The 25,140-nt window shown below is 66.5% G+C and carries 24 protein-coding genes; 16 read left to right on the forward strand and 8 right to left on the reverse strand.

Features of this window, described 5'->3' with window-relative positions; translation table 11 throughout:
- Positions 1–5: 5 nt before the first annotated feature.
- Positions 6–410 carry a hypothetical protein gene (locus tag ICJ04_RS09690; protein ID WP_188324075.1) on the reverse strand — a complete coding sequence of 135 codons (405 nt, stop codon included), beginning with the start codon at positions 408–410 and terminating at the stop codon, positions 6–8.
- A gap of 386 nt (positions 411–796) precedes the next feature.
- Between ICJ04_RS09690 and ICJ04_RS09695 the strand changes: the two genes are divergently transcribed.
- The 4 genes from ICJ04_RS09695 (at position 797) to ICJ04_RS09710 (ending at position 4,245) form a co-directional block, all read left to right on the forward strand.
- A complete protein-coding gene (locus tag ICJ04_RS09695) occupies positions 797–1,930 on the forward strand; it encodes a GNAT family N-acetyltransferase (protein ID WP_188324076.1) in 1,134 nt (377 codons plus the stop codon).
- A gap of 168 nt (positions 1,931–2,098) precedes the next feature.
- A complete protein-coding gene (gene aat / locus ICJ04_RS09700) occupies positions 2,099–2,842 on the forward strand; it encodes a leucyl/phenylalanyl-tRNA--protein transferase (protein WP_188324077.1) in 744 nt (247 codons plus the stop codon).
- A 144-nt stretch (positions 2,843–2,986) separates the two neighbouring features.
- On the forward strand, positions 2,987–3,205 hold the full coding sequence (gene infA / locus ICJ04_RS09705; RefSeq protein ID WP_005409596.1) for a translation initiation factor IF-1: 219 nt from the start codon (positions 2,987–2,989) through the stop codon (positions 3,203–3,205).
- 131 nt (positions 3,206–3,336) lie between these two features.
- A complete protein-coding gene (locus tag ICJ04_RS09710) occupies positions 3,337–4,245 on the forward strand; it encodes a hypothetical protein (RefSeq protein WP_188324078.1) in 909 nt (302 codons plus the stop codon).
- Positions 4,246–4,308: 63 nt separating this feature from the next.
- Here the strand turns inward: ICJ04_RS09710 and clpA are convergent, their stop codons facing one another.
- Together clpA and clpS are read right to left on the reverse strand one after the other, a co-directional pair.
- Entirely contained in the window at positions 4,309–6,588 is a 2,280-nt protein-coding gene (gene clpA, locus ICJ04_RS09715) for an ATP-dependent Clp protease ATP-binding subunit ClpA (protein ID WP_188324079.1), read from the reverse strand.
- A 327-nt stretch (positions 6,589–6,915) separates the two neighbouring features.
- Positions 6,916–7,242, reverse strand: a complete 327-nt coding sequence (gene clpS, locus ICJ04_RS09720) for an ATP-dependent Clp protease adapter ClpS (protein ID WP_188324080.1) — start codon at positions 7,240–7,242, stop codon at positions 6,916–6,918.
- Positions 7,243–7,339: 97 nt separating this feature from the next.
- On the opposite strand from clpS, the gene ICJ04_RS09725 reads away from it, so the two are divergent.
- From ICJ04_RS09725 to ICJ04_RS09750, 6 genes are all read left to right on the forward strand, one after another.
- The gene (locus tag ICJ04_RS09725; protein ID WP_188324081.1) at positions 7,340–7,810 is read left to right on the forward strand and encodes a hypothetical protein; all 471 of its coding nucleotides are present in this window, start codon (positions 7,340–7,342) and stop codon (positions 7,808–7,810) included.
- A gap of 1 nt (position 7,811) precedes the next feature.
- Entirely contained in the window at positions 7,812–8,273 is a 462-nt protein-coding gene (locus ICJ04_RS09730) for an NUDIX hydrolase (RefSeq protein ID WP_188324082.1), read from the forward strand.
- On the forward strand, positions 8,270–9,409 hold the full coding sequence (mnmA, locus tag ICJ04_RS09735) for a tRNA 2-thiouridine(34) synthase MnmA (protein ID WP_188324083.1): 1,140 nt from the start codon (positions 8,270–8,272) through the stop codon (positions 9,407–9,409). Before ICJ04_RS09730 ends, mnmA begins: the two co-directional genes overlap by 4 nt.
- Complete coding sequence (hflD, locus tag ICJ04_RS09740) at positions 9,406–10,020, forward strand: high frequency lysogenization protein HflD (RefSeq protein ID WP_188324084.1); 615 nt, start codon at positions 9,406–9,408, stop codon at positions 10,018–10,020. Before mnmA ends, hflD begins: the two co-directional genes overlap by 4 nt.
- A 241-nt stretch (positions 10,021–10,261) precedes the next feature.
- The gene (locus ICJ04_RS09745; RefSeq protein ID WP_188324085.1) at positions 10,262–11,452 is read left to right on the forward strand and encodes a methyl-accepting chemotaxis protein; all 1,191 of its coding nucleotides are present in this window, start codon (positions 10,262–10,264) and stop codon (positions 11,450–11,452) included.
- A 6-nt stretch (positions 11,453–11,458) separates the two neighbouring features.
- On the forward strand, positions 11,459–11,698 hold the full coding sequence (locus tag ICJ04_RS09750) for a hypothetical protein (protein ID WP_188324086.1): 240 nt from the start codon (positions 11,459–11,461) through the stop codon (positions 11,696–11,698).
- Positions 11,699–12,294: 596 nt separating this feature from the next.
- Here the strand turns inward: ICJ04_RS09750 and ICJ04_RS09755 are convergent.
- Complete coding sequence (locus ICJ04_RS09755) at positions 12,295–15,066, reverse strand: EAL domain-containing protein (protein ID WP_188327279.1); 2,772 nt, start codon at positions 15,064–15,066, stop codon at positions 12,295–12,297.
- A 160-nt stretch (positions 15,067–15,226) separates the two neighbouring features.
- Between ICJ04_RS09755 and ICJ04_RS09760 the strand changes: the two genes are divergently transcribed.
- Complete coding sequence (locus tag ICJ04_RS09760) at positions 15,227–17,338, forward strand: PAS domain S-box protein (RefSeq protein ID WP_188324087.1); 2,112 nt, start codon at positions 15,227–15,229, stop codon at positions 17,336–17,338.
- Positions 17,338–19,113: an EAL domain-containing protein gene (locus tag ICJ04_RS09765; RefSeq protein ID WP_223202845.1), complete on the forward strand. Its 1,776-nt coding sequence runs from the start codon at positions 17,338–17,340 to the stop codon at positions 19,111–19,113. Before ICJ04_RS09760 ends, ICJ04_RS09765 begins: the two co-directional genes overlap by 1 nt.
- A gap of 533 nt (positions 19,114–19,646) precedes the next feature.
- On the opposite strand, the gene ICJ04_RS09770 is transcribed toward ICJ04_RS09765, so the two are convergent.
- The 4 genes from ICJ04_RS09770 to flgA form a co-directional block, all read right to left on the reverse strand.
- A complete protein-coding gene (locus tag ICJ04_RS09770; RefSeq protein WP_223202846.1) occupies positions 19,647–20,783 on the reverse strand; it encodes an ATP-binding protein in 1,137 nt (378 codons plus the stop codon).
- A gap of 184 nt (positions 20,784–20,967) precedes the next feature.
- Complete coding sequence (locus tag ICJ04_RS09775) at positions 20,968–21,306, reverse strand: flagellar protein FlgN (RefSeq protein WP_188324088.1); 339 nt, start codon at positions 21,304–21,306, stop codon at positions 20,968–20,970.
- Entirely contained in the window at positions 21,303–21,605 is a 303-nt protein-coding gene (flgM, locus tag ICJ04_RS09780; RefSeq protein ID WP_188324089.1) for a flagellar biosynthesis anti-sigma factor FlgM, read from the reverse strand. The genes ICJ04_RS09775 and flgM overlap by 4 nt, the downstream gene beginning before the upstream one ends.
- Positions 21,606–21,680: 75 nt before the next feature.
- The gene (flgA, locus tag ICJ04_RS09785) at positions 21,681–22,337 is read right to left on the reverse strand and encodes a flagellar basal body P-ring formation chaperone FlgA (protein WP_188324090.1); all 657 of its coding nucleotides are present in this window, start codon (positions 22,335–22,337) and stop codon (positions 21,681–21,683) included.
- A gap of 103 nt (positions 22,338–22,440) precedes the next feature.
- On the opposite strand from flgA, the gene ICJ04_RS09790 reads away from it, so the two are divergent.
- The 4 genes from ICJ04_RS09790 (at position 22,441) to ICJ04_RS09805 (ending at position 25,128) form a co-directional block, all read left to right on the forward strand.
- Positions 22,441–23,379 (forward strand): chemotaxis protein, encoded by a 939-nt coding sequence (locus ICJ04_RS09790; RefSeq protein WP_188324091.1) that lies wholly within the window; start codon positions 22,441–22,443, stop codon positions 23,377–23,379.
- Positions 23,380–23,614: 235 nt separating this feature from the next.
- A complete protein-coding gene (gene flgB / locus ICJ04_RS09795; protein ID WP_188324092.1) occupies positions 23,615–24,010 on the forward strand; it encodes a flagellar basal body rod protein FlgB in 396 nt (131 codons plus the stop codon).
- A 3-nt stretch (positions 24,011–24,013) separates the two neighbouring features.
- Positions 24,014–24,421 (forward strand): flagellar basal body rod protein FlgC, encoded by a 408-nt coding sequence (gene flgC / locus ICJ04_RS09800; protein WP_188324093.1) that lies wholly within the window; start codon positions 24,014–24,016, stop codon positions 24,419–24,421.
- A 23-nt stretch (positions 24,422–24,444) separates the two neighbouring features.
- Positions 24,445–25,128, forward strand: coding sequence for a flagellar hook capping FlgD N-terminal domain-containing protein (locus ICJ04_RS09805; RefSeq protein ID WP_188324094.1), 684 nt, complete (start codon positions 24,445–24,447; stop codon positions 25,126–25,128).
- The last annotated feature ends 12 nt before the right edge of the window (positions 25,129–25,140 follow it).

The following is a 25,140-nucleotide window of genomic DNA, read 5'->3' on the forward strand; positions in this document are numbered from 1 at the left end:
GCTGATCAAGGGAAGTAAAAGTTGTAAGGCTGTCCCTGATACATCGCGCGTATCTGCGTGTGCGGCGGCATGCCTGCGAGATAGGCGTAATGGAGCAACAGGCTCCCAAGCTCCTGCTCGAGCTGTTCATTGGAGCCATCATCCTGCTCTGGAAGAGCTCCGGCCCCTAGGTCCATGTATATCAGGCTGTCCTCCAGATCCGCCCAGCTCCGGATCGTGACGTCGGTTGAGCTCCCTCGCCTCCTGCGGAAGGTGTCCATGTACTGCTGGGCCTCTCTTTGCAGGACTGCATCCAGCGCCGCATCCCGCGCCCGGGGGTTGACCGCCCCACTGGGTGAACTCCCAGCCGCAGCGGCCAGCCCAAGCAAGAGCCCCAACGCACACTTGTTCTTCCTGATGCACATCCCCATCCCCTCTTCCTGCCGGCCACCGCGGCCGGCGCTCTGAAGTCAATTTGCGCGCATCCGCCGACTCGTAACGTGCGCAGGCACTCGCTATTTGCCAAATCGATAGCGTCATTCCAATCGCCACCCGCAGACGATCAAGGGTTACTTCTCGGGTAAGGAGGCCGCTCGTTGCGCCCGCATTTTCGCTTCAGGGCGAGGGTCAGCAAGTTGCCACACGGCTCGCTGGCGGCGACTGCCCAGTCTGGCAGCTTCGTCTTCCCGCTGGAGTCTCGGAAAATCCGAGTGACCGGTAGGAAGCGAGCAGAGAAACGCATCAACGGGCAGCCACATCACCTGACCCACCACTGCCAAGGCATCCCACGCCCAGTCCCGTGCTCTATCCTGTGCGCATGCCGCAGATCCGTTTCCTCGAAGACCTCCAGACGCTCCCCGCCACGCAGTGGGATGCCCTGCACGACGGCAGCAACCCCTTCGTCAGCCATGCCTTTCTGTCCGGCATGGAGCAGCACGGCTGCCTGCGCGAGGACTGGGGCTGGCGGCCGCAGCACCTCACGCTGTGGGAAGGCGAAACACTGGTCGGCGCCATCCCGGGCTACCTGAAAGAGAACTCGCACGGCGAATTCGTGTTCGACCATGCCTGGGCGAATGCGTATGCGCGCCATGGTCGCGACTACTACCCGAAGTGGCTGGGCGCAGTGCCCTACTCGCCGGTGACCGGTCCTCGGCTGCTTGCCGCAGACCCGGCCACGCGCGCGACCCTGCTGGCCGCCCTGGTCGAAGCGCTGCCCGCGCTCGGCGTGTCTTCGGCGCACATCAACTTCCACCGCGCCGACGAAGAGTCCGCGTTCGGCACGGCGTGGCTGCTGCGCGAAGACATCCAGTTCCAGTGGCAGAACAGCAGCGGCTGGCAGGATTTCGAGCAGTTCCTCGCCGCGATGAACCACAAGCATCGCAAGAACATCCGCCAGGAGCGCAACAAGGTCGCCCGCCAGGGCATCTGCTTCCGCGTGGTGCACGGCGATGAGGCCAGCCGCGCCGACCTGCAGGCGATGTATCGCTTCTACCTGCAAACCTTCCTGGAATACGGCAATGCCCCTGCACTGACCGAGCCGTTCCTGCGTCACTTGGCCAGCACGCTGGGGCGTGGGCTGGTGATGTTCCTGGCCGAGCAGGACGGCGAGCCCATTGCCGGGGCGCTCTGCCTGCGCGGCCGCGACACCTTGTATGGCCGTTACTGGGGCGGGGCCACCCTGCCCGGCCTGCATTTCGAGGCCTGCTATTACCAGGGCATCGAGTACTGCCTGCGGGAGGGCCTCACCCGCTTCGAGCCCGGCGCGCAGGGCGAACACAAGCTGGCGCGCGGCTTCCTGCCCACCGTGGTGCGCAGCCGTCACTGGATGGCCGATGCCGATTTTGCCGATGCGCTGCGGCCGTGGTGCGCACAGGAGCGTGCCGAGGTCAGCCGCTACCACCGCGAACTCGCGCAGCATGCGCCCTACCGTCACGAAGAGCCGGCGGATTGAGCGGTGGCCGTTGCCCGGTTGCAGCAGCCCGCTCAGGCGGTCCGCGCGCTCGACGGTCAACAGGTCGACGGCTATCCTGACCGCTGGTTGCATACAAAGGTGCATCGACCCCATGTGCACGATGGTTGAGCAAGGCCGGTCGACAGATGCCAGGGTGCGCGGGATCCAATGAGTCGCCAGCTCCCTTGGCGTCTGGCCGATCCAGCCGACAGCCCGTTCCCCCCTGCCGAGACGGCGCTCGAACAGCCCGCTGGCCTGCTGGCCATCGGCGGAGACCTGCAGCCGGTCCGCCTGCTCAATGCCTATGCCGGCGGCATCTTTCCGTGGTTCAGCGGCGACGAGCCGCTGCTGTGGTGGTCGCCCGATCCGCGCATGGTCTTCCAGACGGACCGGGTCCACCTGTCGCGCCGGTTTGTCCGCCAACTGCGGCACCTGGAATGGAGGGTCACCGCCGACACCGCCTTCGAACAAGTGATGCGGGCCTGTGCCCAAGCGCCCCGCCCCGGCCAGGAGGGCACCTGGATCAGCGAGCCGATGGTGAAGGCGTACGTCGACCTGCACCGGCTTGGTTTCGCGCATTCGGTAGAGGTGTGGCAAGGCGACACGCTCGTTGGCGGAATCTACGGGATCGGCATCGGACAGATGTTCTTCGGCGAAAGCATGTTCAGCGCCGTCAGTGGCGGCTCGAAGGTGGCGTTGTGGGCGCTGGCGACGCTGCTGCGCCGTCAAGGCGTGGCCGTCCTTGATGCACAGGTGGAGAATCCCCACCTGCTGCGCATGGGCGCCGAACACTGGCCACGTGACCGGTTCCTCGCCCATGTGCGTGAGGCCGTGCAGCGGCCCGGGCAGCACGAAAGCTGGGCCCACACCATGGGCTCAGTGGCTGTCTCCGATATGCTCGGCCACGACTGAGCGACGGCGGTGGTTCCCGCGTCAGCACCGGTCTCGATACCCACGCTGCTGTCGGTTAACGCAATCTTTGCAAAACCGCCGACATGTGCGTAAAATGCTGCGGCTTAGGCCCCCGTGGCCGCTCTCTGAACCGCACAGGATTACATGTCGAAAGACGACTCCATCGAGTTCGAAGGCACCGTCAGCGAGACGCTGCCGAACACGACGTTCCGTGTCCGCCTGGAAAATGGTCATGAAATCATTGCCCATATCTCCGGCCGCATGCGCAAGAACTACATCCGCATTCTGACTGGTGACCGGGTCAAGGTTGAAATGACTCCGTACGACCTGACCAAGGGCCGTATCACCTACCGCATGAAGTAAGCGGTCCGGCGCATCTGCGTCGACAAGAAAGGCCAGCCACCGAGTTGGCCTTTTGGCGTGCGTGGAATATGCAAGCCGTGGATGCTGGTGCGGAGGCACAGTGACCTTCCCGTTCGAAGGATCCCGCCTGTATGCCCTCCATCGCCACTGTGGACGCAGCCCGCACGCTGCCAACGCCGGGCAACACGCCCACATCTGAACCCGCAAGGCCGGGGTTGGCGGCCACCCTGCGATGGATCGGCAATGGCCTGCTGGATGGCGTGGTGTCGGCGGCGACGACTGCAGATACCCTGCGTCGCGCACTGCTGCGGAATCCGGCGGCGGCCCTGATGGGCCTGCTGGCAGTGGGCAATGCAGTCAGCGCCGCCCCCATGGCGCGCACAACCCCAGCGGTGAAGCGCACCGACGGCCGGTATATCGGCGAACAGGTGGCCGCCTGCATCGACGCGCGGCAGCGGAAAGGGATCGATCGCGCACTGGTCGCCCCCGCCTGCCTGGGCGACGTGGCATACGCGCTGGCCCTCGATCGCCCCTTTCATCCGGAACGGTTCCCCAGCATAGGCGGAAAGCCGCCCGCCCCGGGCACCCCGGGATGGCCCTACGTGGCGCTCGCACAGCGCGGCATGCGCGTGGACGCCAGCATTCCGGGGGACGACAGCAACCAGGACATCATCGACCATGCCGGAAGCATTCTGCTCGACACAGATGCAATGGCCGACCGCATTGACGCTGCTGCAAAGCGTGTGATCGATGCGTGCGACCTGTGGGACCAGGTAGACCGCTACCTCTTCATCAGCTCGGACGTAGATAATGCAGTGGACACGATGCCCTGCGCGACGGACAACATCGGCGGCCCGACGGTGCGGGAACTGAGCCGGGCCGTGGATGCCGTCTACTTCCAGACGACGATGGTTGCCAACGAGACACAGTATTTCCACGTCAAGCATGATGTGTCGAAGCTATCCCCCGATGCACGAAGGGTAGGCACTCGCTTCCACCAGCTCGTCACTGATCGGATTGTGTCCTTGATCGGAATCTGAAACAGAAACGGCGCAGGAGTAGCCAAGCCACTCCTGCGCCGTGATTCACCGTCATCGCACCCGTCACACCGTAGCAGGCAACAACCGCTCCGGCTCGGCAAACGCCTCCACCACCAACTCGTTGTCGCGCACATCGATGGTGACCCTGCCCCCATTGACCAGCTTGCCAAACAGCAGCTCGTCGGCCAGTGGACGCTTCACCTTGTCCTGGATGACGCGCGCCATCGGACGCGCACCCATCAATGGATCGAAGCCATGCTGGGCGAGCCAGTCGCGCGCGGTCGGTGTGGCCGACAGGCTGACGTGCTTTTCCTGCAGCAGCATCTCCAGCTCGATCAGGAACTTGTCCACCACACGCAGGATGTGCTCGAAGCCCAGCGCCTGGAACTGCACCACTGCATCAATCCGGTTGCGGAACTCCGGCGTGAAGCTGCGGCGGATGGCCTCCATCGCATCGGTGGCATGGTCCTGCTTGGTGAAGCCGATCGAGCGTCGCGACGCCTGGGTGGCGCCGGCGTTGGTGGTCATCACCAGCACCACGTTCTTGAAGTTCGCTTCGCGCCCGTTCGTATCGGTCAACACGCCCCGGTCCATGACCTGCAGCAGGATGTTGAAGATGTCCGGATGCGCCTTTTCGATTTCGTCGAGCAGCAGCACGCAGTGTGGCGTCTTGACGATCTTCTCGGTCAGCAGGCCGCCCTGGTCGAAGCCGACATAGCCCGGAGGCGCACCGATCAGGCGACTGATCGAATGACCTTCCATGTACTCGGACATGTCGAAACGGACCAGCTCGATGCCCAGCTGCAGCGCCAGCTGCTTGGTCACCTCGGTCTTGCCGACACCGGTCGGACCGGCGAACAGGAAGTTGCCGATCGGCTTTTCGGGATTGGCCAGGCCGGAGCGGGCCAGCTTGATCGCCGACGACAGGGTCTCGATGGCCGGGTCCTGGCCGAAGATCACCATCTTCAGGTTGCGCTCCAGGTGCCTCAGCACGTCCTTGTCCGTGGCGCTGACCTGCTTGGCCGGAATACGCGCCATCTTGGCCACGATCGCTTCGATTTCCTCGATGTCGATCAGCTCCTTGCGCTGCCCTTCCGGCAACAGGCGCTGGCGGGCACCGGCCTCGTCGATCACGTCGATGGCCTTGTCCGGCAGCAGACGGTCACCGATGTGCTTCACCGACAGGTCGACGGCGGCCTGCAGCGCATCGTCGGCGTAGGTCACGCCGTGGTGCGCTTCATACTTCGGCTTCAGGCCCTGCAGGATCTCGTAGGTTTCGCCCACGGTCGGCTCGACGATGTCGATCTTCTGGAAGCGACGCGCCAGCGCACGATCCTTCTCGAAGATGCCGCGGTATTCCTGGAACGTGGTGGAACCGATGCAGCGCAGCTCGCCCGACGACAGCGCCGGCTTGATCAGGTTGGAGGCATCCATCGTGCCACCGGACGCCGAACCGGCACCGATGATGGTGTGGATCTCGTCGATGAACAGGACGGCATTGGGCACCTTCTTCAGGGCACTGAGCACGCCCTTGAGGCGCTTTTCGAAGTCGCCGCGGTACTTGGTGCCCGCCACCAGCGCGCCGAGGTCCAGGGAGTAGATGACCGCATCGGCCAGCACCTCCGGCACCGAGCCTTCGACGATCCGGCGCGCCAGGCCTTCAGCGATCGCGGTCTTGCCCACGCCGGCCTCACCCACGTAGAGCGGGTTGTTCTTGCGTCGACGGCACAGCACCTGGATCGTGCGCTCGATTTCATCGGCACGGCCGACCAGCGGATCGATGCGGCCGTTGCGAGCCTGCTCGTTGAGGTTGCTGGCGAACTCGGCAAGCGCATCGCCCTTGCCCTCCCCTTCGCCCGCCTCGGGCCGACCCTCGGGATCGGCCGGCGAGGACGACTCACCGTCTTCGCCCAGCTTGGCGATGCCGTGGGACAGGTAGTTCACCACGTCCAGACGGGTCACATCCTGCTGGTTGAGGTAGTAGACCGCGTGCGAATCCTTTTCGCCGAAGATGGCGACCAGCACATTGGCGCCGGTCACTTCCTTCTTGCCCGAGGACTGCACATGGTAGACGGCGCGCTGCAGCACCCGCTGGAAGCCCAGCGTGGGCTGGGTGTCGCGCCCATCGTCTTCGGCCAGGCGCGAGACCGAGGCCTCGATGGCCTGCTCCAGCTCCTGGCGCAAGCGCTCTGCATCCGCACCGCAGGCCTTCAATACGGCCTGGGCGGATGGATTGTCGAGCAGCGCCAGAAGCAGGTGCTCGACGGTCATGAATTCATGCCGCGCTTCCCGTGCTCGCTTGTAGCACTGGCCAATGGTGTGTTCGAGGTCTTTGCTGAACATGCTCTACTCCGGCGGCAGTTGAAGACAATATGCGGCCTGACCACACGTTTTCCATCACCCTAGCGGAACCCCACGTTCATACGGCGTTAGCGTGGGCGCATGCGCTCCGTCAGCACGACTTGACCATACGCTACAACGAACCCGCCCTGCGTGCGCCCCGTCATGCGCAAACGCGCGCAGGAACAGGCCCGGCGCGGCCCGGACAGGCGGAAACGAGCGATGGACGCAAGGGGCCGGCCTGGACCGGGGAGGCCGGCTGCGGCGCTGCCCATGGAACGCAGCAACCCATCCGGGGCGCTGCGGAGGCGGCCGATGACCCGCTGGGCGTCAGGCCTTTTCCATCGTGCACAGCAGCGGATGCTGGTTCATCCGTGCGTACTCGTTGACCTGGGCGACCTTGGTTTCAGCCACTTCGCGGGTAAATACACCGCAGATGCCGCGGCCACGGGTGTGCACATGGAGCATCACCTGCGTGGCCCGGTCCAGGTCCAGGCTGAAGAACTGCTGCAGGACGTCCACCACGAAATCCATCGGGGTGTAGTCATCGTTCAACAGCATCACCTGGTAGAACGGCGGCGGCACGACCTCAGGCCGCGCTGGTTCAAGCAGCACGCCGTGGTCGGAATGGGATTCGTGGGAAGTCTCGCGAGGCATCCGCTTATTATAGTGGCTGACCCCGGCGGATTGGACGACAAACACAGTCGGCTTCACAATCTGCCGCATTCCGCCGCACCACCTTCACAGGATTCCCATGAAACGGACACTTCCCCTCACTGCCCTGCTGGCCCTGTTCACGTGTGCCCCGGCCACTGCCCAGGAAGCCGACAAGGCGGTGGCCCGCCATCTGGAGAAGCTGGGTTACACCTATGAGATCGACGACGACGGCGATTACCGTATGGTCTTCGACGTGGAAGGTGATCGCACCCAGCTGGTCTATGTCCGTTCGACGGTTGAGGAGTTCGGCAGCCAGCAGGTGCGGGAAGTGTGGTCGCCGGGCTATCACTCCAGCACCGACGCGTTCCCGGCGGCGGTGGCGAACCGACTGCTGGAAGATTCCCAGGACGCCAAAATGGGCGGCTGGGTGAAGCAGCAGAAGGTGGCGATGTTCGTGGTGAAGCTCGATGCCGCCGCCTCGGCCGAGGCACTCAGTGATGCCATCGACGCGGCCAGCCGCACCGCCGATGCCATTGAACTGGAACTGACCCAGCAGGACGAACTCTGAAGTGAACGGTATCGCGCAGCGCTGGGCACCCCGGGTCACCGTGGCCACGGTCGTCGTCGACCAGGGCCTCGTGCTGCTGGTGGAGGAACGCATCGAAGGACGCCTGGTACTGAATCAGCCCGCTGGCCACCTCGAACCCGAGGAGTCGCTGGCCAGCGCCGCCCTGCGCGAAACACGCGAAGAAACCGGCTGGGATGTCGAGCTGACCGGGTTCGTCGGCTGCTACCAGTGGACAGCACCCGACGGCACCGCCTTCCTGCGCTTCTGCTATGCCGCACGGCCCCTGCAGCACCACGCGGATGAGCCGCTTGACGAGGGGATCGAGCGAGCGCTGTGGCTCAGCCCGGCGGAGCTGCAGGGCGAGCAGGCCCGCTGGCGCAGCCCGCTGGTCTGGCAGGTGCTGGCTGACTATCTGGGCGGCCAGTGCTACCCGTTGCAGTCGGTGAAGGAGCTGGGCGCATGAGCACGCCGAGGGTCATGGTGGGCGTCTCCGGCGGCGTCGATTCATCGGTCGCGGCCTGGCGTCTGGTCCAGCAGGGCGAGCCGGTGGCCGGGCTCTTCATGCAGAACTGGGCCGAGGATGGCAGCGGCGAATGCCGCGCCGAGGACGACCGCCGCGATGCGGTGGCGGTCTGCGGCCTGTTGGGCATCCCGTTTCACTTCCGCGACTTCTCTGCCGCCTATTGGAAGGAGGTGTTCGCACACTTCCTGGCCGAGTACGCAGCCGGGCGCACCCCCAATCCCGACGTGCTGTGCAACCGCGAGGTCAAGTTCAAGCACTTCCTGGATGCCGCGCGGGAACTGGGCGCCGAGCGCATCGCCACCGGCCATTACGCGCGCATCGCCCAGCAGGGCAGCCAATGGCACCTGCTGCGCGGGGCGGACCGGTCCAAGGACCAGAGTTACTTCCTGCATCAGCTGGGACAGGCGCAACTGTCGGCCACGGTGTTCCCGATCGGCGACCTCAACAAGAGCGATCTGCGCCGCATGGCGCGCGATGCCGGGCTGCCCACCCACGCGAAGAAAGATTCCACCGGCATCTGCTTCATCGGCGAGCGCGACTTCCGCGACTTCCTTGGCCAGTACCTGCCGGCGCGCACGGGCCGCATCGTCGACCCCGACGGCGTGGAGATCGCCGAGCATCCCGGCGTCTTCTATTTCACCCTGGGCCAGCGCGAAGGCCTGAACATCGGCGGCGTACGCGGCCGACCTGCGGCACCGTGGTACGTGGTGGGCAAGGATGTGGACACCAATACCCTGTATGTCGACCAGGACCGGGAAAGCCCGTGGCTGATGTCCACCGTGCTGGTCAGCGAGACGGCGCACTGGATAGCCGGCGCACCGCCGGCGCGCCGCTTCACCTGCACCGCGCAGACGCGCTATCGGCAGCCCGATGAAGACTGCACCGTCAACGTGCGCGATGATGGCACCCTGCTGGTCACGTTCCCACGACCCCAGCGTGCGGTGACGCCCGGCCAGTCGCTGGTGCTGTACGACGGCGAGGTCTGCCTGGGTGGCGCTGTGATCGCAGCCACCGACGCACCGCTGGAACAGCGCCTGCGCCCTACTTCTTCTCCTTTCAAGGTAATTGCTGAATGAGTTTTACTGTCGACGACCGCGTCCTCGCCCTGGCTGGCATCGCCCAGGCCCTGCAGCAGGTCCGCCGCATCGCCGATACCGGCCATTCCGATGCCGCCGCCGTGCGCACGGCCATGGACAGCGTGTTCCGCATCGATGCGGGCTCGCCGCAGGACGTCTACGGTGACCGCGAGGCACTCAAGCCCGGCCTGCGCCTGCTGCACAACTATTTCCGCAACCAGGGCCAGGACCCGATCCTGCCCAAGCTGGCACTGGCTGTACTGCAGCTGGAGCGCCGCTTCGTCAGCGAGTCGGACACCATCGACAAGGTGACCGCCGGCATCGAGCGCGCCAGCCGCCAAGGCCGTGAACTGGGCGACAGCGGTCACCCCGACGTGCTGGCCACGCTGGGCGGCGTCTATGCAGACACCATCAGCCACCTGAAGCCCCGGGTGATGGTGCAGGGCAATCCGCATTACCTCGGCCAGGCCGGCGTGGTGGCGGAGATCCGCGCACTGCTGCTGGCCGCCGTGCGCTCGGCGGTACTGTGGCGCCAGCTGGGCGGCAGCTACTGGGATTTCCTGTTCGCCCGCAAGGCGATGCTCGAGGCAGTGGATCGTGCCCTCCGCTAACGCCGACGGGTTGTAGAGCCGACGGGTAGAGCCGACTTCAGTCGGCTGTCCCTCACCCAGCCGGCTGAAGCCGGCTCTACCCATCTATGCACCCAGCCGGCTGAAGCCGGCTCTACCGCGATGCCTGTGCCACCACGGCCGTGATCAGCTGGTGCGAAAAAAGCATACGACGACGCACATCGGCGTTAAAGAGAACCGGGGTACGGCCGATACTGCATTCGTGACTCTCCCGGGAACGTCCATGTCCTCTCGCACCATCATTCGCCTGGCTGCTCCGCTGGCGCTGACCCTGCTGCTCCCCCTCGCCTTCGCACTGGAGTGGCCTGCGGCCCTGCGCTGGGCGATCCTTTCCACGATGACCCTCAGCTGGCTCGGGTTTGCCTGGTGGAGCAGCCGCAGCACGCTGCACCGCTCGCCGGAGCAGGATCGCGTCCTGCGTGAGCAGGACCAGCTGCTGACCGAACTGCGCAGCTTCGTCGGCAACGAAATCGAAGGCTCGCGCAGCGAAGTCGAGCGTGCCCGCGACTTGATCCGCCAGGCGGTATCCGGCCTGGGCGGCAGCTTCGAAGCGATGAACCGCAAGTCGCGCCAGCAGAACCAGGCCCTCGCCCGCATCGTCGACCGCACCGGTGAAGACGGTTCGGCCGGGCTGGACGTGGCGCGCTTTGCACAGCACGCCAGCCACCAGATGGAACAACTGGTGGAGGCGCTGGAACAGGTCAGCGGCCAGAGCAGCACCACCGTGCAGCACATCGATCAGATGGCGCAGCACCTGGATGGCATCTTCGCGCTGCTGGAAGACGTCAAGTCCATCGCCGACCAGACCAACCTGCTCGCCTTGAATGCGGCCATCGAAGCGGCCCGTGCGGGCGAAGCCGGACGTGGCTTTGCCGTGGTAGCCGACGAGGTCCGCAACCTGTCCGAGCGCTCCACCACCTTCAACGAGCAGATCCGCAAGCTGGCGCACAGCTCGAAGGATGCCATCGCCAAGGTGCGCGAAACCGTGTCTCACATGGCCTCGCGCGACATGGACCGCTCCCGCGATGCACGCATCGAAGCCGCGTCCATGGTCGACAACGTGGCGCAGATCAATGCCTCGCTGGGCGACGGCATGCGCGAAGTGTCTGACTGTGCGCGCGCCATCGACGGCAGCGTCGCGGAAGCGGTGCGTGCCCTGCAGTTCGAAGACATCGCGACCCAGGCCCTGGGCGGCGTGCACGTTCACTTGGACCGACTGACCGCGATCAACCGCGAAGCACTGGCGCTGCAGGAACTGCTGCACCGTCACGGTGGCGCGGCGGACGAAGAAGTGGCGACCGCGCTGCAGCGCACCGGCAACCGGCTGCGCGACATGCGCAACGAATGGGAGCGACCGCCGCACAAGCCGGTCACCCAGCAGAGCATGGGTGCTGGAACCGTCGAACTGTTCTGACCCGGCATGCAGGCTGTCGCAGAAGCGCGTGAAGAAGGCCCCGGCACTGCCGGGGCCTTTGCATGCCCGCCTCCCCCTGCGGCACGCACGTCGGCACGCGAGCAGCTGCAACAGCTGGAGCAACTGGCACGGGCCGAGCTTGCCCTGCTGGCCCTGCGCGCCGCAGCCCAGCCGGCAGCGCCACCGCCCTGCCCGGAGCATGCGAGCGTAGCGTGGGATCTGGGGCTGGACGCTGCGGATCTGTAGTGCCGAGCCGTGCTCGGCGAGCGCACCGCGCGGCGCCCTGGCTTTCCGCCGAGCGTGGCTCGGCGCTACAACGGCATCAGCGCGCCCTCGCCTTCGCGGGAATTTCGATGTAATCGCTGCGGATCTGTAGCGCCGAGCCGTGCTCGGCGAGCGCACCGCGCGGCGCCTTGATCCTCCGCCGAGCGTGGCTCGGCGCTACAACGGCATCAGGGCGCCCTCGCCTCCGCGGGGATGTCCACGAGGCCGCTGCGGATATGTAGCGCCGAGCCGTGCTCGGCGAGCGCACCGCGCGGCGCCCTGGCCCTCCGCCGAGCGTGGCTCGGCGCTACCAGCGCATCAGGACGCCCCCGCCTTCGCGGGGATTTCGGCGTCGACGCTGCGGATCTGTAGCGCCGAGCCGTGCTCGGCGAGCGCACCGCGCGGTGCCCTGGCTTTCCGCCGAGCGCGGCTCGGCGCTACAACGGCATCAGCGCGCCCCCGCCTCCGCGGGGATGTCGGCGTCGACGCTGCGGATCTGTAGCGCCGAGCCGTGCTCGGCGAGCGCACCGCGCGGCGCCCTGGCTTTCCGCCGAGCGTGGTTCGGCGCTACCAGATGATCAGACGACAACCGCCGCCACGCCTCGATGGGCGGCATCACGCGGCTGCCGCAGCCATTGCGCCAGCTCGCGCGGCACCAACGGGCGCGAGTACAGATAACCCTGTATCTCATCGCAGCCTTGGCGACGCAGCATGGCGTCTTCCTGCGCAGTCTCGACCCCTTCGGCCACCACTTTCATCCCCAGCGCGTGGCCGAGATGGACGATGGCCTGGGTGACCTCGGCCGTGCCGGCATCGGCCAGCATTCCCTGCACGAAGCTGCGGTCGATCTTCAGCCGCCCCACCGGGAACCGGTTGAGGTAATGCAGGTTGGAAAAACCGGTACCGAAGTCATCGACCGCCAACGGCACGCTGTGGCGCTCGAAGACATCGAAGCAGTGGCGCAGGATCTCCGTGTCACGGATCAAGGCGGACTCGGTCAGCTCCAGCTCAAGCCGTGTGGGTGACAGGCCCTGCGCGTGGCAGACCTCGATGACCCGCTCAGCGAAGCCGCGCTCGCGCAGCTGGACCGCCGACACATTGACCGCGATGCGATCAAAGACCAGCCCGGCGCGGTCCCAGGCCGAGGCCTGCCGACAGGCCTCGTTGAGCACCCAATCACCTATCCGGACGATCTCACCGCACTTTTCGGCGATGGGAATGAACTCGGCCGGGCTGCAGTAGCCCAGGCCCGGCCGGTGCCAGCGCAGCAACGCCTCGATCGCGGGCGGCTGCTCGGCATCGGCATGCATCAGCGGCTGGTAGACCAGGCTGAACTCTTCGCGCTCGATGGCACCGTGCAGGGCGTGCTCGATGTCCAGGCGGCGCTGGATGCGTGCCAGCGCGTCCTGGCTGTAGTACTGGTAGGTATTGCGTCCCGCTTCCTTTGCCGCATGCATGGCCGCATCGGCCGCGCGCAGCAGGGATTCAAAGTCGTCTCGACCGCTTTCCAGCATCGCGATGCCAATGCTCGCGCCCACCTTCAACAGGTCCTGCCCGCGGTGCAGCGGCTCGGCCAGCGAGGCAATCAGCTTGCGTGCAACGTGCCCGGCATCCTCCGCCTCGGCCAGGTCGCGCAGTACGACAATGAACTCATCGCCGCTGAAACGCCCGAACAGGTCACTGTTGCGCAGCCCCTGGTGGAGACGGCTCGCCGCGGCTTTCAGCAGGGTATCGCCGGTCGCGTGGCCGAAGCTGTCGTTGATCGTCTTGAAGCCGTCGAGGTCGATGAACAGCATCGCCAGCGGCGTGCCGCGATCGCGCGCTTCTTCGATGGCATCGGCGGTCTGCTCGCGCAGCAGCATCCTGTTCGGCAGGCCGGTCAGCAGGTCGTAGTGCGCCAGCAGCTCGATGCGCTCGTTGGCTTCGCGTTCGCGGGTGATGTCCCGGAACAGCACGACAAATCGCGCCGGCAAGCCATCACGCCGGTCCATCTCGACCAGCACCTGCACCCAGACGCGCATCCCGGACTGGCGATAGAAGCACAGGTCCAGCTGCTCAGGCAGGCCGCCGGCACCAATGCGGTCGAGCACCGCCGCGAAGGCAGCGCGGGAGTCATCGGTATACAGCGCCATCGCCTGTTCCAGGCTGATCGGCTCCTTGCGCAGCCCATGGATGCGGTAGCACTCCTCGGTCCACTGCATCTGGCGGGTTTCAACTTCGATCTCGCAACCGCCGATCCGGCCCAGGGCGGAAACGCGGTTCAGCAGCTCGGTGCGCCAGCGGATAAGGGCATCGGTCTGGTGCTGTTCGCTGATGTTCTGCACTTGGCCCAGCACGCGCTGGACCAGGCCGTCGGCGGCCTGCAGGGGCTGCATCCACAGCCGCAGCTGCATTGCCGCCGATGTCTCACGGGCCGCCAGCTCGAGCTCCACGCTTGCCGGATGGCCGTCGCGCCACAGGCGCCGCCATGCCATGCGCAGCGCGCCGCGGGAGCGCGGCTGCAACCGACGCAGCCAGCCGCGCAGGCTGGCGGGTTGGCCGGCACTGACACCCAGCAGCGCCTGCAGCTCCGCCGACCACCAGAACCGCCGGCTGAGCGGATCCCAGGACCAGCTGCCCATGCTGGCGATGCGCTGCGCTTCCCGCAGGTGGACCTGCTGGTCCTGCAGAACCGTTTCCAGCTGTTTCTGCGGCTCGATGTCGGTATGCGTGCCCACCATGCGCAGCGCCTGGCCGTCCGCGGTCCGGCTGACCACCCGGCCCCGGTCCAGCACCCAGCGCCACGGGCGGCCCGGCTGGCGGAAGCGGAACTCGGCGCTGTATTGCGCATCTTCGCCGCGCAGGTGCCGCTGGATGGCGGCGCGGACATGGGCGCAGTCTTCAGGGTGGACACGGTCCATCAACGCGCTGGCGCCTTCCTGCAGCTCGCCCGCGCCCGACGCCTCGCCATAAGGCGAGCGCAGCATCCGGTCGCTGGCGACGTCCCAGTCCCACAGCCCGTGTCCGGCACTCTCCAGGGCAAGCTCCCAGCGATCGCCGGCCTGGCTGCCGGAGGGCCGGGGGATGCTGAGGGTAAAGGCGAGCAGGTGCCCATCGCCGTCATGCACGGCGCGCATCCAGCCGTCATGGCGGCCACCGGGCCCGCCGGGCAGGCTGCAGGGGATGATGCCCCCATCGGCTGCCAGCAAGCGGATGTCTTCAAGCATGGGCTGGTAGGCGGTGACCGCCGCAGGCAGGCCGTGTTCGCGCGCCACCGGATTGGCCGCGAGCGGATGGCCCTGCCGATCCAGGATGACCAGCGCCGAGGCGAGCGGGTGCTGCAACAGGCTGGCAATGATCCCTTGATCCACGCACTTGCTCCGATCACCCTCCCGATATCCGGGCACGAAATCGTTAGCGGCCGACTGCGGCGATAATTGAGCCAGCGGTGGCCCGTACCGATGTCCGGGCCGCGTTAAGATGGGGTCCGTCGTCGCCCACGCGTGCCCTGCGCCCAGGTCCCGAGCTGCCATGCCCCTGCAACCCAACGGCGACACCCCCATGGCCACCCCGTCCAGCGGCTTGGGCGATGCCCTGCGACGTGAACGTCGACGCGTGGTGCTGGTCTACCTGCTGCTGGCGATCGCCTGGGTGGCCAGCAGCGACGCGGCGGTCTACGCCATCGTCGCCGACCCGCGCCAGGCCGCATGGCTGCAGACCGCGAAAGGCCTGTTCTTCATCTTCGCCAGCGCCACCCTGCTCTACCTGCTGCTGCGCCCGTTCGGCGCGAACCTGCTGCAGGTCACCACCCGGCTGGCCGCATCGGACAAGCGACATCGCCAGGCCTTCGTCGGCAACCCCGGCCCGGTGCTCATCTATGACCTGCAGACGGCACGGATCCTGGACGCCAATCCGTCCGCCTGCACGCTGTTCGGCTGGGAACGCGAGCAGCTGCTCGGCCAGCCGATCGGCTGCCTGTGGCCGCCCGGCGCCGAAGCGCAGCTGGATGCAAAGCTGGAGCAGTTGCGCGAGCACCCCGAGCAGACCTGCGTGCTGCGATCGGCGCTGCAGTTGCGGGACGGCACGGTGCGGCAGATGGAGCTGCGCAGCAATGCCATCGATGTCGACGAGCGCCCTGCCCGCCTGCTGATCGTCATCGACCGTACCGCTGAAGATGAAGCCCTGGCACGACGGGACCAGGCGCTGGCGCGGGTCGAAGAAGCACACGAGCTGGCGCGCATCGGCGCGTGGCAGCTCGATCCGGCCACCGGGCTGGCCAGCTTTTCGCGGCAGGTCTACCTGCTGCTGGGGCGGCGCCCGCCACAGGCCCGCACGTGGCACCGCTTCGATGAACTGCTGGTGCCGGCCGACGCCGCTACTGCGGCGATGACCGAACAGCTGCTGGCGGGGATGAGCTCGGGCGAGCCGGTGCACGTCGATGTGCTGCTGCCGCTGCTCGGCATGGATGGCCGGCCATTGATGACCCACCTGCGTGCCGAGAGTGGCCTGGACGATGCGGGCCGCCCCCGGGTGCTCGGCACGCTGCAGGATGTGACCGAACGCGAGCAGTCCCGGCGCCTGCTGCGCGAGCGCGAAGAACAGTTCCGCGAGCTGGTGCGGGTGCTGCCCGATGGCGTGGTGATCCTGTCCGATGAACATGTGCTGTACGCCAATGCGTTTGCGGTGCGGCTGTTCGGCTATGACGGCCATACGCTGCTGGGCGAACCGCTGCAGGCACTGGTGGCCGAATCGGGACTGTCCTCGGTGCGCGCGCTGCTGCGGGAGCGGGTGCCCGAGGACACCGCCGGCCATGCCATCGTCAGCAGCATGCAGCGCGTGGACGGGTCTGGTTTCCAGGCCGGGCTGTCCGTTGGCGAAGTGCGCTACGGCGGACGCGACTGCCGCTTGCTGATCGTGCGCGACCTGAGCGACACCGAGCGCACGCGCATCGCCCTGGAAAACAGCAACCGTGAGCTGCACGCGATGGCCGGGCGCCTGTTCTCGCTGCAGGAGGACGAGCGCCGGGCCATATCGCGCGACCTGCACGATGACATCGGCCAGGCCATCACCGCGATCAAGCTGTCGGCTTGGGCTGCACTGGACGAAGAAGATGGCGCACGGCGCCGGGAAGACCTGCAGCAGATCGTCGGTCTGGCCGACAGCACGGTGGGCAAGCTGCGCGACCTGTCCATGCTGCTACGCCCGCCGCAGCTGGATGCGCTGGGGCTGGAGGCCGCGCTGCGCTGGCAGGCCGGGGTGTTGTTCCGCGCGTCGCAGACCGAACTGCTGGCGCACATCGATACCCTGCCCGAGCGGCCGGACAACGCCATCGAGCAGGCCTGCTTCCGCATCGCCCAGGAAAGCCTGACCAATGCGCTGCGCCATGCGCGCGCCAGCCAGGTGATGTTGCACCTGCGTGACATCGGCCAGGGCCGCCTGCACCTGCAGGTCCGCGACGATGGCGAAGGATTTGATCCCCACGGCCCGCGCGGGCTAGGGCTGATCGTCATGCGCGAGCGGGCGCAGAGCGTCGGCGGCCAGTTGCGCATTCAATCCGCGCCCGGCGAAGGTACCCTGATCGAACTGCATCTTCCCTATCGCGTCGACACCCGCTCGACGCACGCCTTGGAACACCTTCCGTAATGTGGAACAACTCCCTGCCCCAGGTCAGCATCGACGACGCACCGGATCGCCTGGGTGCCGGTAATCCGGAGCTGCAGGCGATGGTCACCGAGGCGGCCGGCGGCGGCGTGCCGCTGCTGTTGATGCACGTGGACATCGACCACTTCGCGTCGGTCAACGAGAACATGAGCGCCGAAGTCGGCGACCAGGCTCTGGTGCTTGTGGCCCAGCGTCTGAAGCTGTGGCTGCGCGGCCGTGGAAAGCTGTGGCGGCATGGCAGCGACGAGTTCCTGGTGGCGGTGCCGCGCACTCCTGACGTGCCGCTGGCCGAAGACCTGGCCGAGGAGCTGCGCCAGCAGCTCGAGCTTCCGCTGTCGGTGCTGCCGTACACCTTGTTCATGACCGGCAAGGTCGGCGTGAGCCTGTGTCCGGAGCACGCAAGCAACGCATCGCGTCTGCTCGACCACGCCGAGGATGCGCTTTACCAGGCCGCCCGCGAAGGCGGTAATGCCGTGCGCATCCATGCCCTCGACACGCCGCCGAGCGCGCACAGCGAGAGCATCATCGCGCGACAGATCATCGACGCCATTCCCAATGGCGAGTTGAAGTTGCGGTACCAGCCGCTGGTCAGCTCGCGCGATGGCCATGTGGTGGGCATGGAGGCGCTGCTGCGCTGGCAGTCGCCGACATTGGGCATGCTGGTGCCCGAGCGGTTCATGCGCACGGCCGAGCGGCTGGGCATCATCGTGCAGATCGGCACCTGGGTGCTGGAGGGCGCCCTGAAGCAGGCCAAGCTGTGGCGCGACCAGGGCTTCGATGATTTCACCATCGCCGTCAATGTCTCCACCCTGCAGCTGTTGCGTCCCAATTTCTTCACCGAGGTGATGGGACTGATGCAGGCTGCCGGCGTTCCCGCACCGATGCTGACGCTGGAAATCAACGAAAGCGCGCTGACCAACAACGTGAATTTCGTCCACGAAACGCTGGTCAACCTGCGCAACGAAGGCATCAGCCTGAGCCTGGACAATTTCGGCACCGGCGATTCCAGCCTGAGTGCACTGGTGCGCTATCCGGTGGACAAGCTGAAGATCGACCGCAGCTTCATCAAGAGTGCGCCGGCCGGCAACCGCGAGGCCGCCATCGCCCGCGCCATCATCGCCATGGGCCACCAACTGGGCATGACGGTGATCGCCAACGGCGTCGAGTCGCAGGCACAGCTGGGTTTCCTGCGCCGCAACGACTGCGACGTGTTCCAGGGGTATCTGTTCGGTGAGCCGATGTCAGCCGATGCGGCAGGCATGACCCTGCGCCGTCGCTACCTGCGTCCGGAAGCCTTCGCCGAGACGCGCCCGGACCGCACGCTGCTGCTGCTGGACGATGAAGAGAACGTGCTGCGCTCCCTGGTGCGGTTGTTCCGCCGCGACGGGTATCGGATCCTGGCAGCCGGCAATGTCCGTGATGCATTCGACCTGCTGGCGATCAACGACGTGCAGGTGATCCTGTCCGACCAGCGCATGAGTGACATGAGCGGGACCGAGTTCCTGGGTCGGGTGAAGATGCTGTACCCGGACACGATCCGCCTGGTGCTGTCCGGCTACACCGATCTCAACACGGTGACCGACGCCATCAACCGCGGCGCGATCTACCGTTTCCTGACCAAGCCCTGGAACGACGACGAGCTGCGCAAGCACATCCACCAGGCGTTCCGCACCTACGAAGAGCAGCGGCGCGGCAACGGCGGCGGTGCACCGGCGGCGGATGTGCTGGACACGGCAGAAGATCGCCTGCTGCGGTAGATGGTCGAACGGGTGGGACCCCCTCGCGGCGGGCTGCTTCAAGGCTACGTGCTTGGGGCCGGGCGGTGGGGCTGGTCGGGGGACGGCAAGAGCCGCATCCATGCGGGCCTCGTTTCGCGCCATCCATGGCACTCAACGCCCCCGCCCAGCCCCACCGCCCGGCCCCCTGACAGGTTCCGTGGCCGCCCGCCGCGTATGAAAAAAGAGAAAAGCGGTAGCGCCGACCCATGGTCGGCGGAAACCATCAGACCCCATTTCCCCACCCTCCGCCGACCACGGGTCGGCGCGACCGGTCGGCATGCCGACGGTTGCATGGCCGCCATGGACCTGTCGAAGGTGGGGCGGGGTGGGTTGGCGGGGGCGTTGAGTGCCATGGATGGCACGAAACGAGGCCCGCAGGATGCGGCTTTTGCCGTCCCCCGCCAATCCACCCCGCCCCGCCAGCCCACAGCCCTGCAGCCTTTGCAGTTGCAGTTGCTGTTGCAGTCGCTGTCGCCTCTGCAGGTGCCGGGCGCAGCCCGGCATACTTCCCGTTATCGCGGTTGCTTGATCGGCAGTACCACGCGGAACGTCGACCCCACGCCGGGCGTGCTGTCCAGGTCGATGCGGCCGTTGTGCTTGTTGATGATGCTGTAGGAAATCGACAAGCCCAGGCCCGTGCCACTGCCCACCGGCTTGGTGGTGAAGAACGGATCAAAGATCCGCTGGCGCAGCTCGGGCGAAATGCCGCCACCGCTGTCTTCGAACTCCACCCACGCATGCTCGCCGTCCACGCCGGTGCGCACGGTAATGACGCCGCGGTCGGCGATTGCGTGACCGGCGTTGAGCAGCAGGTTCATGTACACCTGGTTGAGCTCGGAGGGCAGGCACTCCACCAGCGGCAACTGGCCGAACTCGCGGTGCAGTTCCACCTTGTACTTCAGCTCGTTCCAGATGATGTTGATCGTCGATTCAAGACCGGAATGCAGATCCACCAGCTTCCACGACTCATCGCGGCCGGAATACGAAAAATCCTTCAGATCGCGGACGATGCGGGTAACCCGCTCGATGCCCTCGCGCGACTCGGCCATCAGCTGCGGCAGGTCGCGGCTGATGAAATCGATGTCCAGGCGGTGACGGATGTCGTCGATCTCCGGGATCAGCGTCTTCGGGTCCGGTGCGCGCAACGCGCGCTCGTATGCCTCGATGACCGTGAACAGGCTGCGCAGGTATTCCTGCAGGCTGCCCAGGTTGGAGTGGACATAGCCGATCGGATTGTTGATCTCGTGCGCCACGCCGGCCGCCAGCTGCCCGATCGAGGCCATCTTCTCCGACTGCAGCAGTTTTTCCTGCGCCCCGTTCAAGCGCAGATAGGCCTGGCGCAGCTCCGCATGCCGTTGCTGCAGTTCGCGCTCGTAGTCCTCCTGCCCTTCAATGCGACGGAACAGGCCAAGGTAATAGCCGATGGCCTGATCGCGGTGGTGATACAGCTGGGCCGTAACCACGCCCTCGCCCATCACCAGGCTGCCGCTCCACTGGCCTTCCTTGCGGGCCACGGCCATGGCATCGGGGGGCAGCAGGGCGCGCAGGCGCTGCGGCGCGCCGCCCTCGCCGGTTTCGCTGCCGGCCAGCAGTGCATCGACGGCGGGATTGGCAAGTACCACCGCATCGTCATCGGTGAACAGCAGCATTCCCTCGCGTACCGGCGCAAGCAGGGCCTGCAGCAGCTGTGGCGAAGGGAAAGGGACGGGGGCGTTCGAGGCGGCTGCAGGCACAGGGGCGTCCGGCGTTACGGAAAACGGCCCCCACTATACGACGAGCGCGCACCTGCCGGCCGCGCTGCGCGCAGCGCCAGCACGCACGGCACGCATCGGATCAGGCGACGGCCAACGGCCTGCGCGCGGTCAACTGCTGTGACTGGCCCTTGCTGTCATACGCCGGTGCATCTTCGCTGCGGCCCAGCTGGCGCAGGGCCCAGTTGACCTCGCGACGGCGCCGCGACAGCAGCACGCCGTTGGCGCGATTGCGCTCAGCCAGGACTTCCAGCTGCGCGGATTCGCCCATCGGCGGTGCACGGTCCAGCGTCCGCAACGCATCCAGCTTGGCGCTGGTGGCACGGATCAGGGCCTGCACGTCATGTGCGACCAAGGCCAGACGCTCTGCATCCAGCGCGTCACTGAGGCGTTGCATCGGCTCGCTCATCAGCGTGCTCATCCCTGCAGCTGCTGGTCCAGATCAAGCATGCGCGAGGCGATCGCTTCCGGGTTGATCCGGTAGCTGCCGTTCTGCAATGACTCGCGCACGGCCTGAACCCGCTCGGCGTCAATGGCCGGGGCACTGCTCAGGCTACGCTCGAGCGCCTGCAGGTTGGTCGCTTCACCGGTCAGCTTGAGGCTGTCCGCTGCTTCAATCGGGCGCGCAGGCGTATCGGCGCTGACGCCGGCGCGACTGGTCGGGCCCACCGCACGCAGCGTCTGCGCTGCCTGCATCGTGCCGTCGATTTTTTGGCTCATGGGAGCTCCTCGGGTTGCCGTTCAATATCGATAACGGCCGCCCGACCGTGATCTTTAGGGGATTTCTGCACTTTCTCAGCGCGTCACTAAAACGTCGCCGTTGGCGGCCACGGTCCCTTGTACCACCTTGCGGGAGGCCAGGTTCTCCACCGACAGCCGCTCGTTCTCACCGGCATCACCGAGTGCCTTGCCGACCACCCGTACCTCGACCGAGCCCCGGCGTGACACCAGCGCTACGTTGTCGCCACGCCGGACCAGCCGCTGCGCGACCAGGTCCGACGCGGACAGCAGGCTGCCGGCCGACAGCGTACGCCGCGCCACGCGCCCCACGGCCGCGGCAGGATCGGCCAGCACGGCACCGGCAATCCGCGCGGCGTCCCGCTGCGCCGTCCCGATATCGGCCGCAGACAGGGTTTCTCCAGCAGCTATACCGCGCGACAGCACCAGTACGGTCTGCTCCCGGCGCACCTTCACCGGCACGAACAGGCGCCAGCCGCCGGCATCCGGGCAGCTGACTTCCACGGTGGTGTTGGCGGTGGGCTGGGCAGTGAGCCCTTGGCCACAGGCAGGCAAACGCAGCGCATCGGCCACCACGGCCTCGCCTTGCGCCCCCTCGCCCAGCAGAGACAGCGCTGCAGTGCGGATGGTGTCCACCGGCTGCCACGAAGGTGCGGCCGCGACCGGCGCGCTGGCAAGGGCCAGCAGCCAGCACAGTGATTTAAAGGTAGGCATGCAACCCCCCACGGCAAAGTTCGACAGGCCCGCTGCAAGTGCTGTGCCAGATCACGCACGCACGACGACTCAAGTAAGGACCGCGAGCGCCGATACCTCTCCCATGTCACATGACCTGCTCAACCGCATCGATCAACGTACCCGCCTGGCTGGCCACAACCGCCTGGCGCTGCTGCTGTTCCGGCTTGGCGGACGCCAGCTTTTTGGCGTCAATGTGTTCAAGGTGCAGGAAGTACTGCGCCGACCGGAGCTGTTCCAGGTGCCCGGCTTGCCCAGCGAGTTCTCCGGGGTGGCCGATGTGCGGGGCCGCTCGGTGCCCGTGCTGGACCTGGGCGTGGCCATCGGTCACCCCGAGCGTGACAATGCCGATGGCCCCGGCTATCTGGTGGTCACCGAGTTCAACCGCTCGATCCAGGGCTTCCTGGTCAGCGGGGTGGAGCGCATCGTCAACATCGCCGTGCAGGACATCCACCCGCCGCCGGAACTGGGCGCCGAATCCAGCTACCTGACAGCCGTCACCCGCTTCCAGGGCGAGCTCATCCAGGTGATCGACGTGGAAAGCGTGCTGGCCGACATTGCCGGTACCCGCAGCGAAGCGGTGCTGGACCCGGCCCTGGCCATGCCGGCCGACGGTCCGCAGATGCAGGTGCTGGTGGTGGATGACTCGCGCGTCGCCCGGCAGCAGATCCGCAGCGTGTTGGACCAGCTCGGCGTGGGCGCGACCCTGCTGTCCGATGGCAAGCAGGCACTGGACCACCTAGTGCAGATCCACGCGGCGGGTGAAGATCCCGCCCAGCGGTACGCGATGGTGATCTCCGACATCGAGATGCCCGCGATGGACGGCTACACCCTGACGACGGAAATCCGGCGCCACCCGGGACTGGCCGGCCTGTACGTGCTGCTGCACACCTCCCTGTCGGGCGTGTTCAACAACGCGATGGTCGAACGCGTGGGCGCAAACGCCTTCGTCGCCAAGTACTCACCGCACGAACTCGCCGATTTCGTCCTGGACCGCCTGCGCAAGGTCGCCCAAGCCGCCTGACCCCGGCATCCCGAGCGTGGCCCGGCACTACCGTGCCCGCGTTCGCTGAAATGAAGCGGGGTGGCGGGCAGGCCTGGGCAGGACGCTGAGCCGCATGGATGCGGCGATGCAGCCTACACGGACGTACTTGCGGCGTGTCCTGCCCAGGCCTGCCCGCCGCCCCGCCCTCAGCCCAACGCCGCCGCTTTGGCACGGCGCTTGCAGCTTTCCCGGCACTGTTCCGTGGGAGCGCGCCATGTCCAACCTGATTTCCGACTACCTGGGTGTCCACGCCCAGGCCATGCCGTTGCGCGAGCAGCGCATGAAGCTGATCGCCAGCAACCTCGGCAATGCTGACACCCCGGGCTACAAGGCCCAGGACATGGACTTCGATGCCGCCCTGCGCAGTGCCCAGGGGCAGGCCGGCAACGGCCTGATGAGCACCACCAACGAACAGCACCTGGCCATCGGCAACGGACTGAACCCGTTCCAGATCAGCCGCGAAGGGGTGCAGCCCAACCTCGACGGCAACACCGTCGATCCCGATGCCGAGCGTGCCGCCTACGGCCGCGCCGCGCTGGAATACCGCGCCTCGCTGAGTTTCGTCGAATCCAAGGTGCGCTCCATGCTCACCGCGATCACAGGGCAATAAGCCATGAGCAATCTCCCCATCTTCGACATCGCCGGGTCTGCCCTGCAGGCGCAGTCGGTGCGCATGAGCACCATCGCCTCCAACCTGGCCAACGCCGATTCGGTCGCCGGCTCGCCCGAGGCGGTGTACAAGCCGCTGGAGCCGATCTTCCAGGCGGTCACCAGCCGCACCGACCCGAATGTCACCTCGGTGCAGGTCAAGGAGATCCAGCAGAGCGACGCCGCCCCGATCAAACGCTACGAACCCGGCCATCCGCTGGCCGACGGCGACGGCTACATCTACCAGGCCGACGTGGATCCGGTGGCGCAGATGGTCAACCTGATCTCTACCTCACGCAATTACCAGGCCGGCGTGGAAATGCTCGGTACCGCCAAGGAACTGGCCCTCGCCACGCTGACCATGGGCCGCTGACGCGCGCCCCGGAGACGAACCCAATGAGCACCGCCATCACCACCCAGTCCAGCCAGGATGTCTACTCCGCGCTGGGCCTGAACTCGCCCAACAGCAGCGCCAGCAAAAAGAAAGACACGTTGGAGCAGGCCGATTTCCTGCGCCTGATGACCGAGCAGCTGCAGCACCAGGATCCATTGAAGCCGATGGACAACACGCAGATGGTCGCGCAGATGGCACAGATGTCGACCGTGCAGGGCATCACCGACCTCAACACCACGGTCAAGGGGTTCCAGAGCTCGATGGCCAGCGACCAGGTATTGCGCGGCGCCGCGCTGGTCGGCCACGACGTGCTGGTGCCTTCGGAGAAGATGGTGCTGGAAAGCGAGGGCACCGTCGGTGGCCTCGTGGCTGCACCGAGCGCCGGCATGATCAACGTGGACATCACCGATGCCAACGGTCTGAAGGTGGCCCAGATCACGGTGGAGGCCGCCGCAGCCGGTGAGACCAACTTCGTGTGGGACGGCAAGGACAGCAGCGGCAACCGCCTGCCGCCGGGCAACTACTCGCTGGTGGCCAACCACACCGACACCGCCGGGGCGAAGACCAAGCTCGGCACGTACGTGGAAGCGCCGGTGGAAAGCGTGACCGTCGGTTCCGACGGGCTGTACCTGAATCTCAAGGGATTGGGCGCCGCCCCGATCGATTACGTGCTCCGCATCAGCTGAGCCCCCAGACCG

It is taken from the genome of Stenotrophomonas sp. 169 (assembly GCF_014621775.1).
GTDB lineage: Bacteria > Pseudomonadota > Gammaproteobacteria > Xanthomonadales > Xanthomonadaceae > Stenotrophomonas.

Bases quoted from the DNA above. Each gene is read 5' to 3' on its own strand.
- ICJ04_RS09760 (WP_188324087.1), top strand. From the start codon at position 15,227: ATGCCCCTGCAACCCAACGGCGACACCCCCATGGCCACCCCGTCCAGC.
- ICJ04_RS09745 (WP_188324085.1), top strand. From the start codon at position 10,262: ATGTCCTCTCGCACCATCATTCGCCTGGCTGCTCCGCTGGCGCTGACC.
- mnmA (WP_188324083.1), top strand. From the start codon at position 8,270: ATGAGCACGCCGAGGGTCATGGTGGGCGTCTCCGGCGGCGTCGATTCA.
- ICJ04_RS09710 (WP_188324078.1), top strand. From the start codon at position 3,337: ATGCCCTCCATCGCCACTGTGGACGCAGCCCGCACGCTGCCAACGCCG.
- clpA (WP_188324079.1), bottom strand. From the start codon at position 6,588: ATGTTCAGCAAAGACCTCGAACACACCATTGGCCAGTGCTACAAGCGA.
- flgB (WP_188324092.1), top strand. From the start codon at position 23,615: ATGTCCAACCTGATTTCCGACTACCTGGGTGTCCACGCCCAGGCCATG.
- hflD (WP_188324084.1), top strand. From the start codon at position 9,406: ATGAGTTTTACTGTCGACGACCGCGTCCTCGCCCTGGCTGGCATCGCC.
- aat (WP_188324077.1), top strand. From the start codon at position 2,099: ATGAGTCGCCAGCTCCCTTGGCGTCTGGCCGATCCAGCCGACAGCCCG.
- flgA (WP_188324090.1), bottom strand. From the start codon at position 22,337: ATGCCTACCTTTAAATCACTGTGCTGGCTGCTGGCCCTTGCCAGCGCG.
- clpS (WP_188324080.1), bottom strand. From the start codon at position 7,242: ATGCCTCGCGAGACTTCCCACGAATCCCATTCCGACCACGGCGTGCTG.
- flgM (WP_188324089.1), bottom strand. From the start codon at position 21,605: ATGAGCCAAAAAATCGACGGCACGATGCAGGCAGCGCAGACGCTGCGT.
- flgC (WP_188324093.1), top strand. From the start codon at position 24,014: ATGAGCAATCTCCCCATCTTCGACATCGCCGGGTCTGCCCTGCAGGCG.
- ICJ04_RS09770 (WP_223202846.1), bottom strand. From the start codon at position 20,783: ATGCTGCTGTTCACCGATGACGATGCGGTGGTACTTGCCAATCCCGCC.
- ICJ04_RS09790 (WP_188324091.1), top strand. From the start codon at position 22,441: ATGTCACATGACCTGCTCAACCGCATCGATCAACGTACCCGCCTGGCT.
- ICJ04_RS09775 (WP_188324088.1), bottom strand. From the start codon at position 21,306: ATGAGCACGCTGATGAGCGAGCCGATGCAACGCCTCAGTGACGCGCTG.
- ICJ04_RS09750 (WP_188324086.1), top strand. From the start codon at position 11,459: ATGCAGGCTGTCGCAGAAGCGCGTGAAGAAGGCCCCGGCACTGCCGGG.
- ICJ04_RS09695 (WP_188324076.1), top strand. From the start codon at position 797: ATGCCGCAGATCCGTTTCCTCGAAGACCTCCAGACGCTCCCCGCCACG.
- infA (WP_005409596.1), top strand. From the start codon at position 2,987: ATGTCGAAAGACGACTCCATCGAGTTCGAAGGCACCGTCAGCGAGACG.
- ICJ04_RS09725 (WP_188324081.1), top strand. From the start codon at position 7,340: ATGAAACGGACACTTCCCCTCACTGCCCTGCTGGCCCTGTTCACGTGT.
- ICJ04_RS09690 (WP_188324075.1), bottom strand. From the start codon at position 410: ATGGGGATGTGCATCAGGAAGAACAAGTGTGCGTTGGGGCTCTTGCTT.
- ICJ04_RS09805 (WP_188324094.1), top strand. From the start codon at position 24,445: ATGAGCACCGCCATCACCACCCAGTCCAGCCAGGATGTCTACTCCGCG.
- ICJ04_RS09765 (WP_223202845.1), top strand. From the start codon at position 17,338: ATGTGGAACAACTCCCTGCCCCAGGTCAGCATCGACGACGCACCGGAT.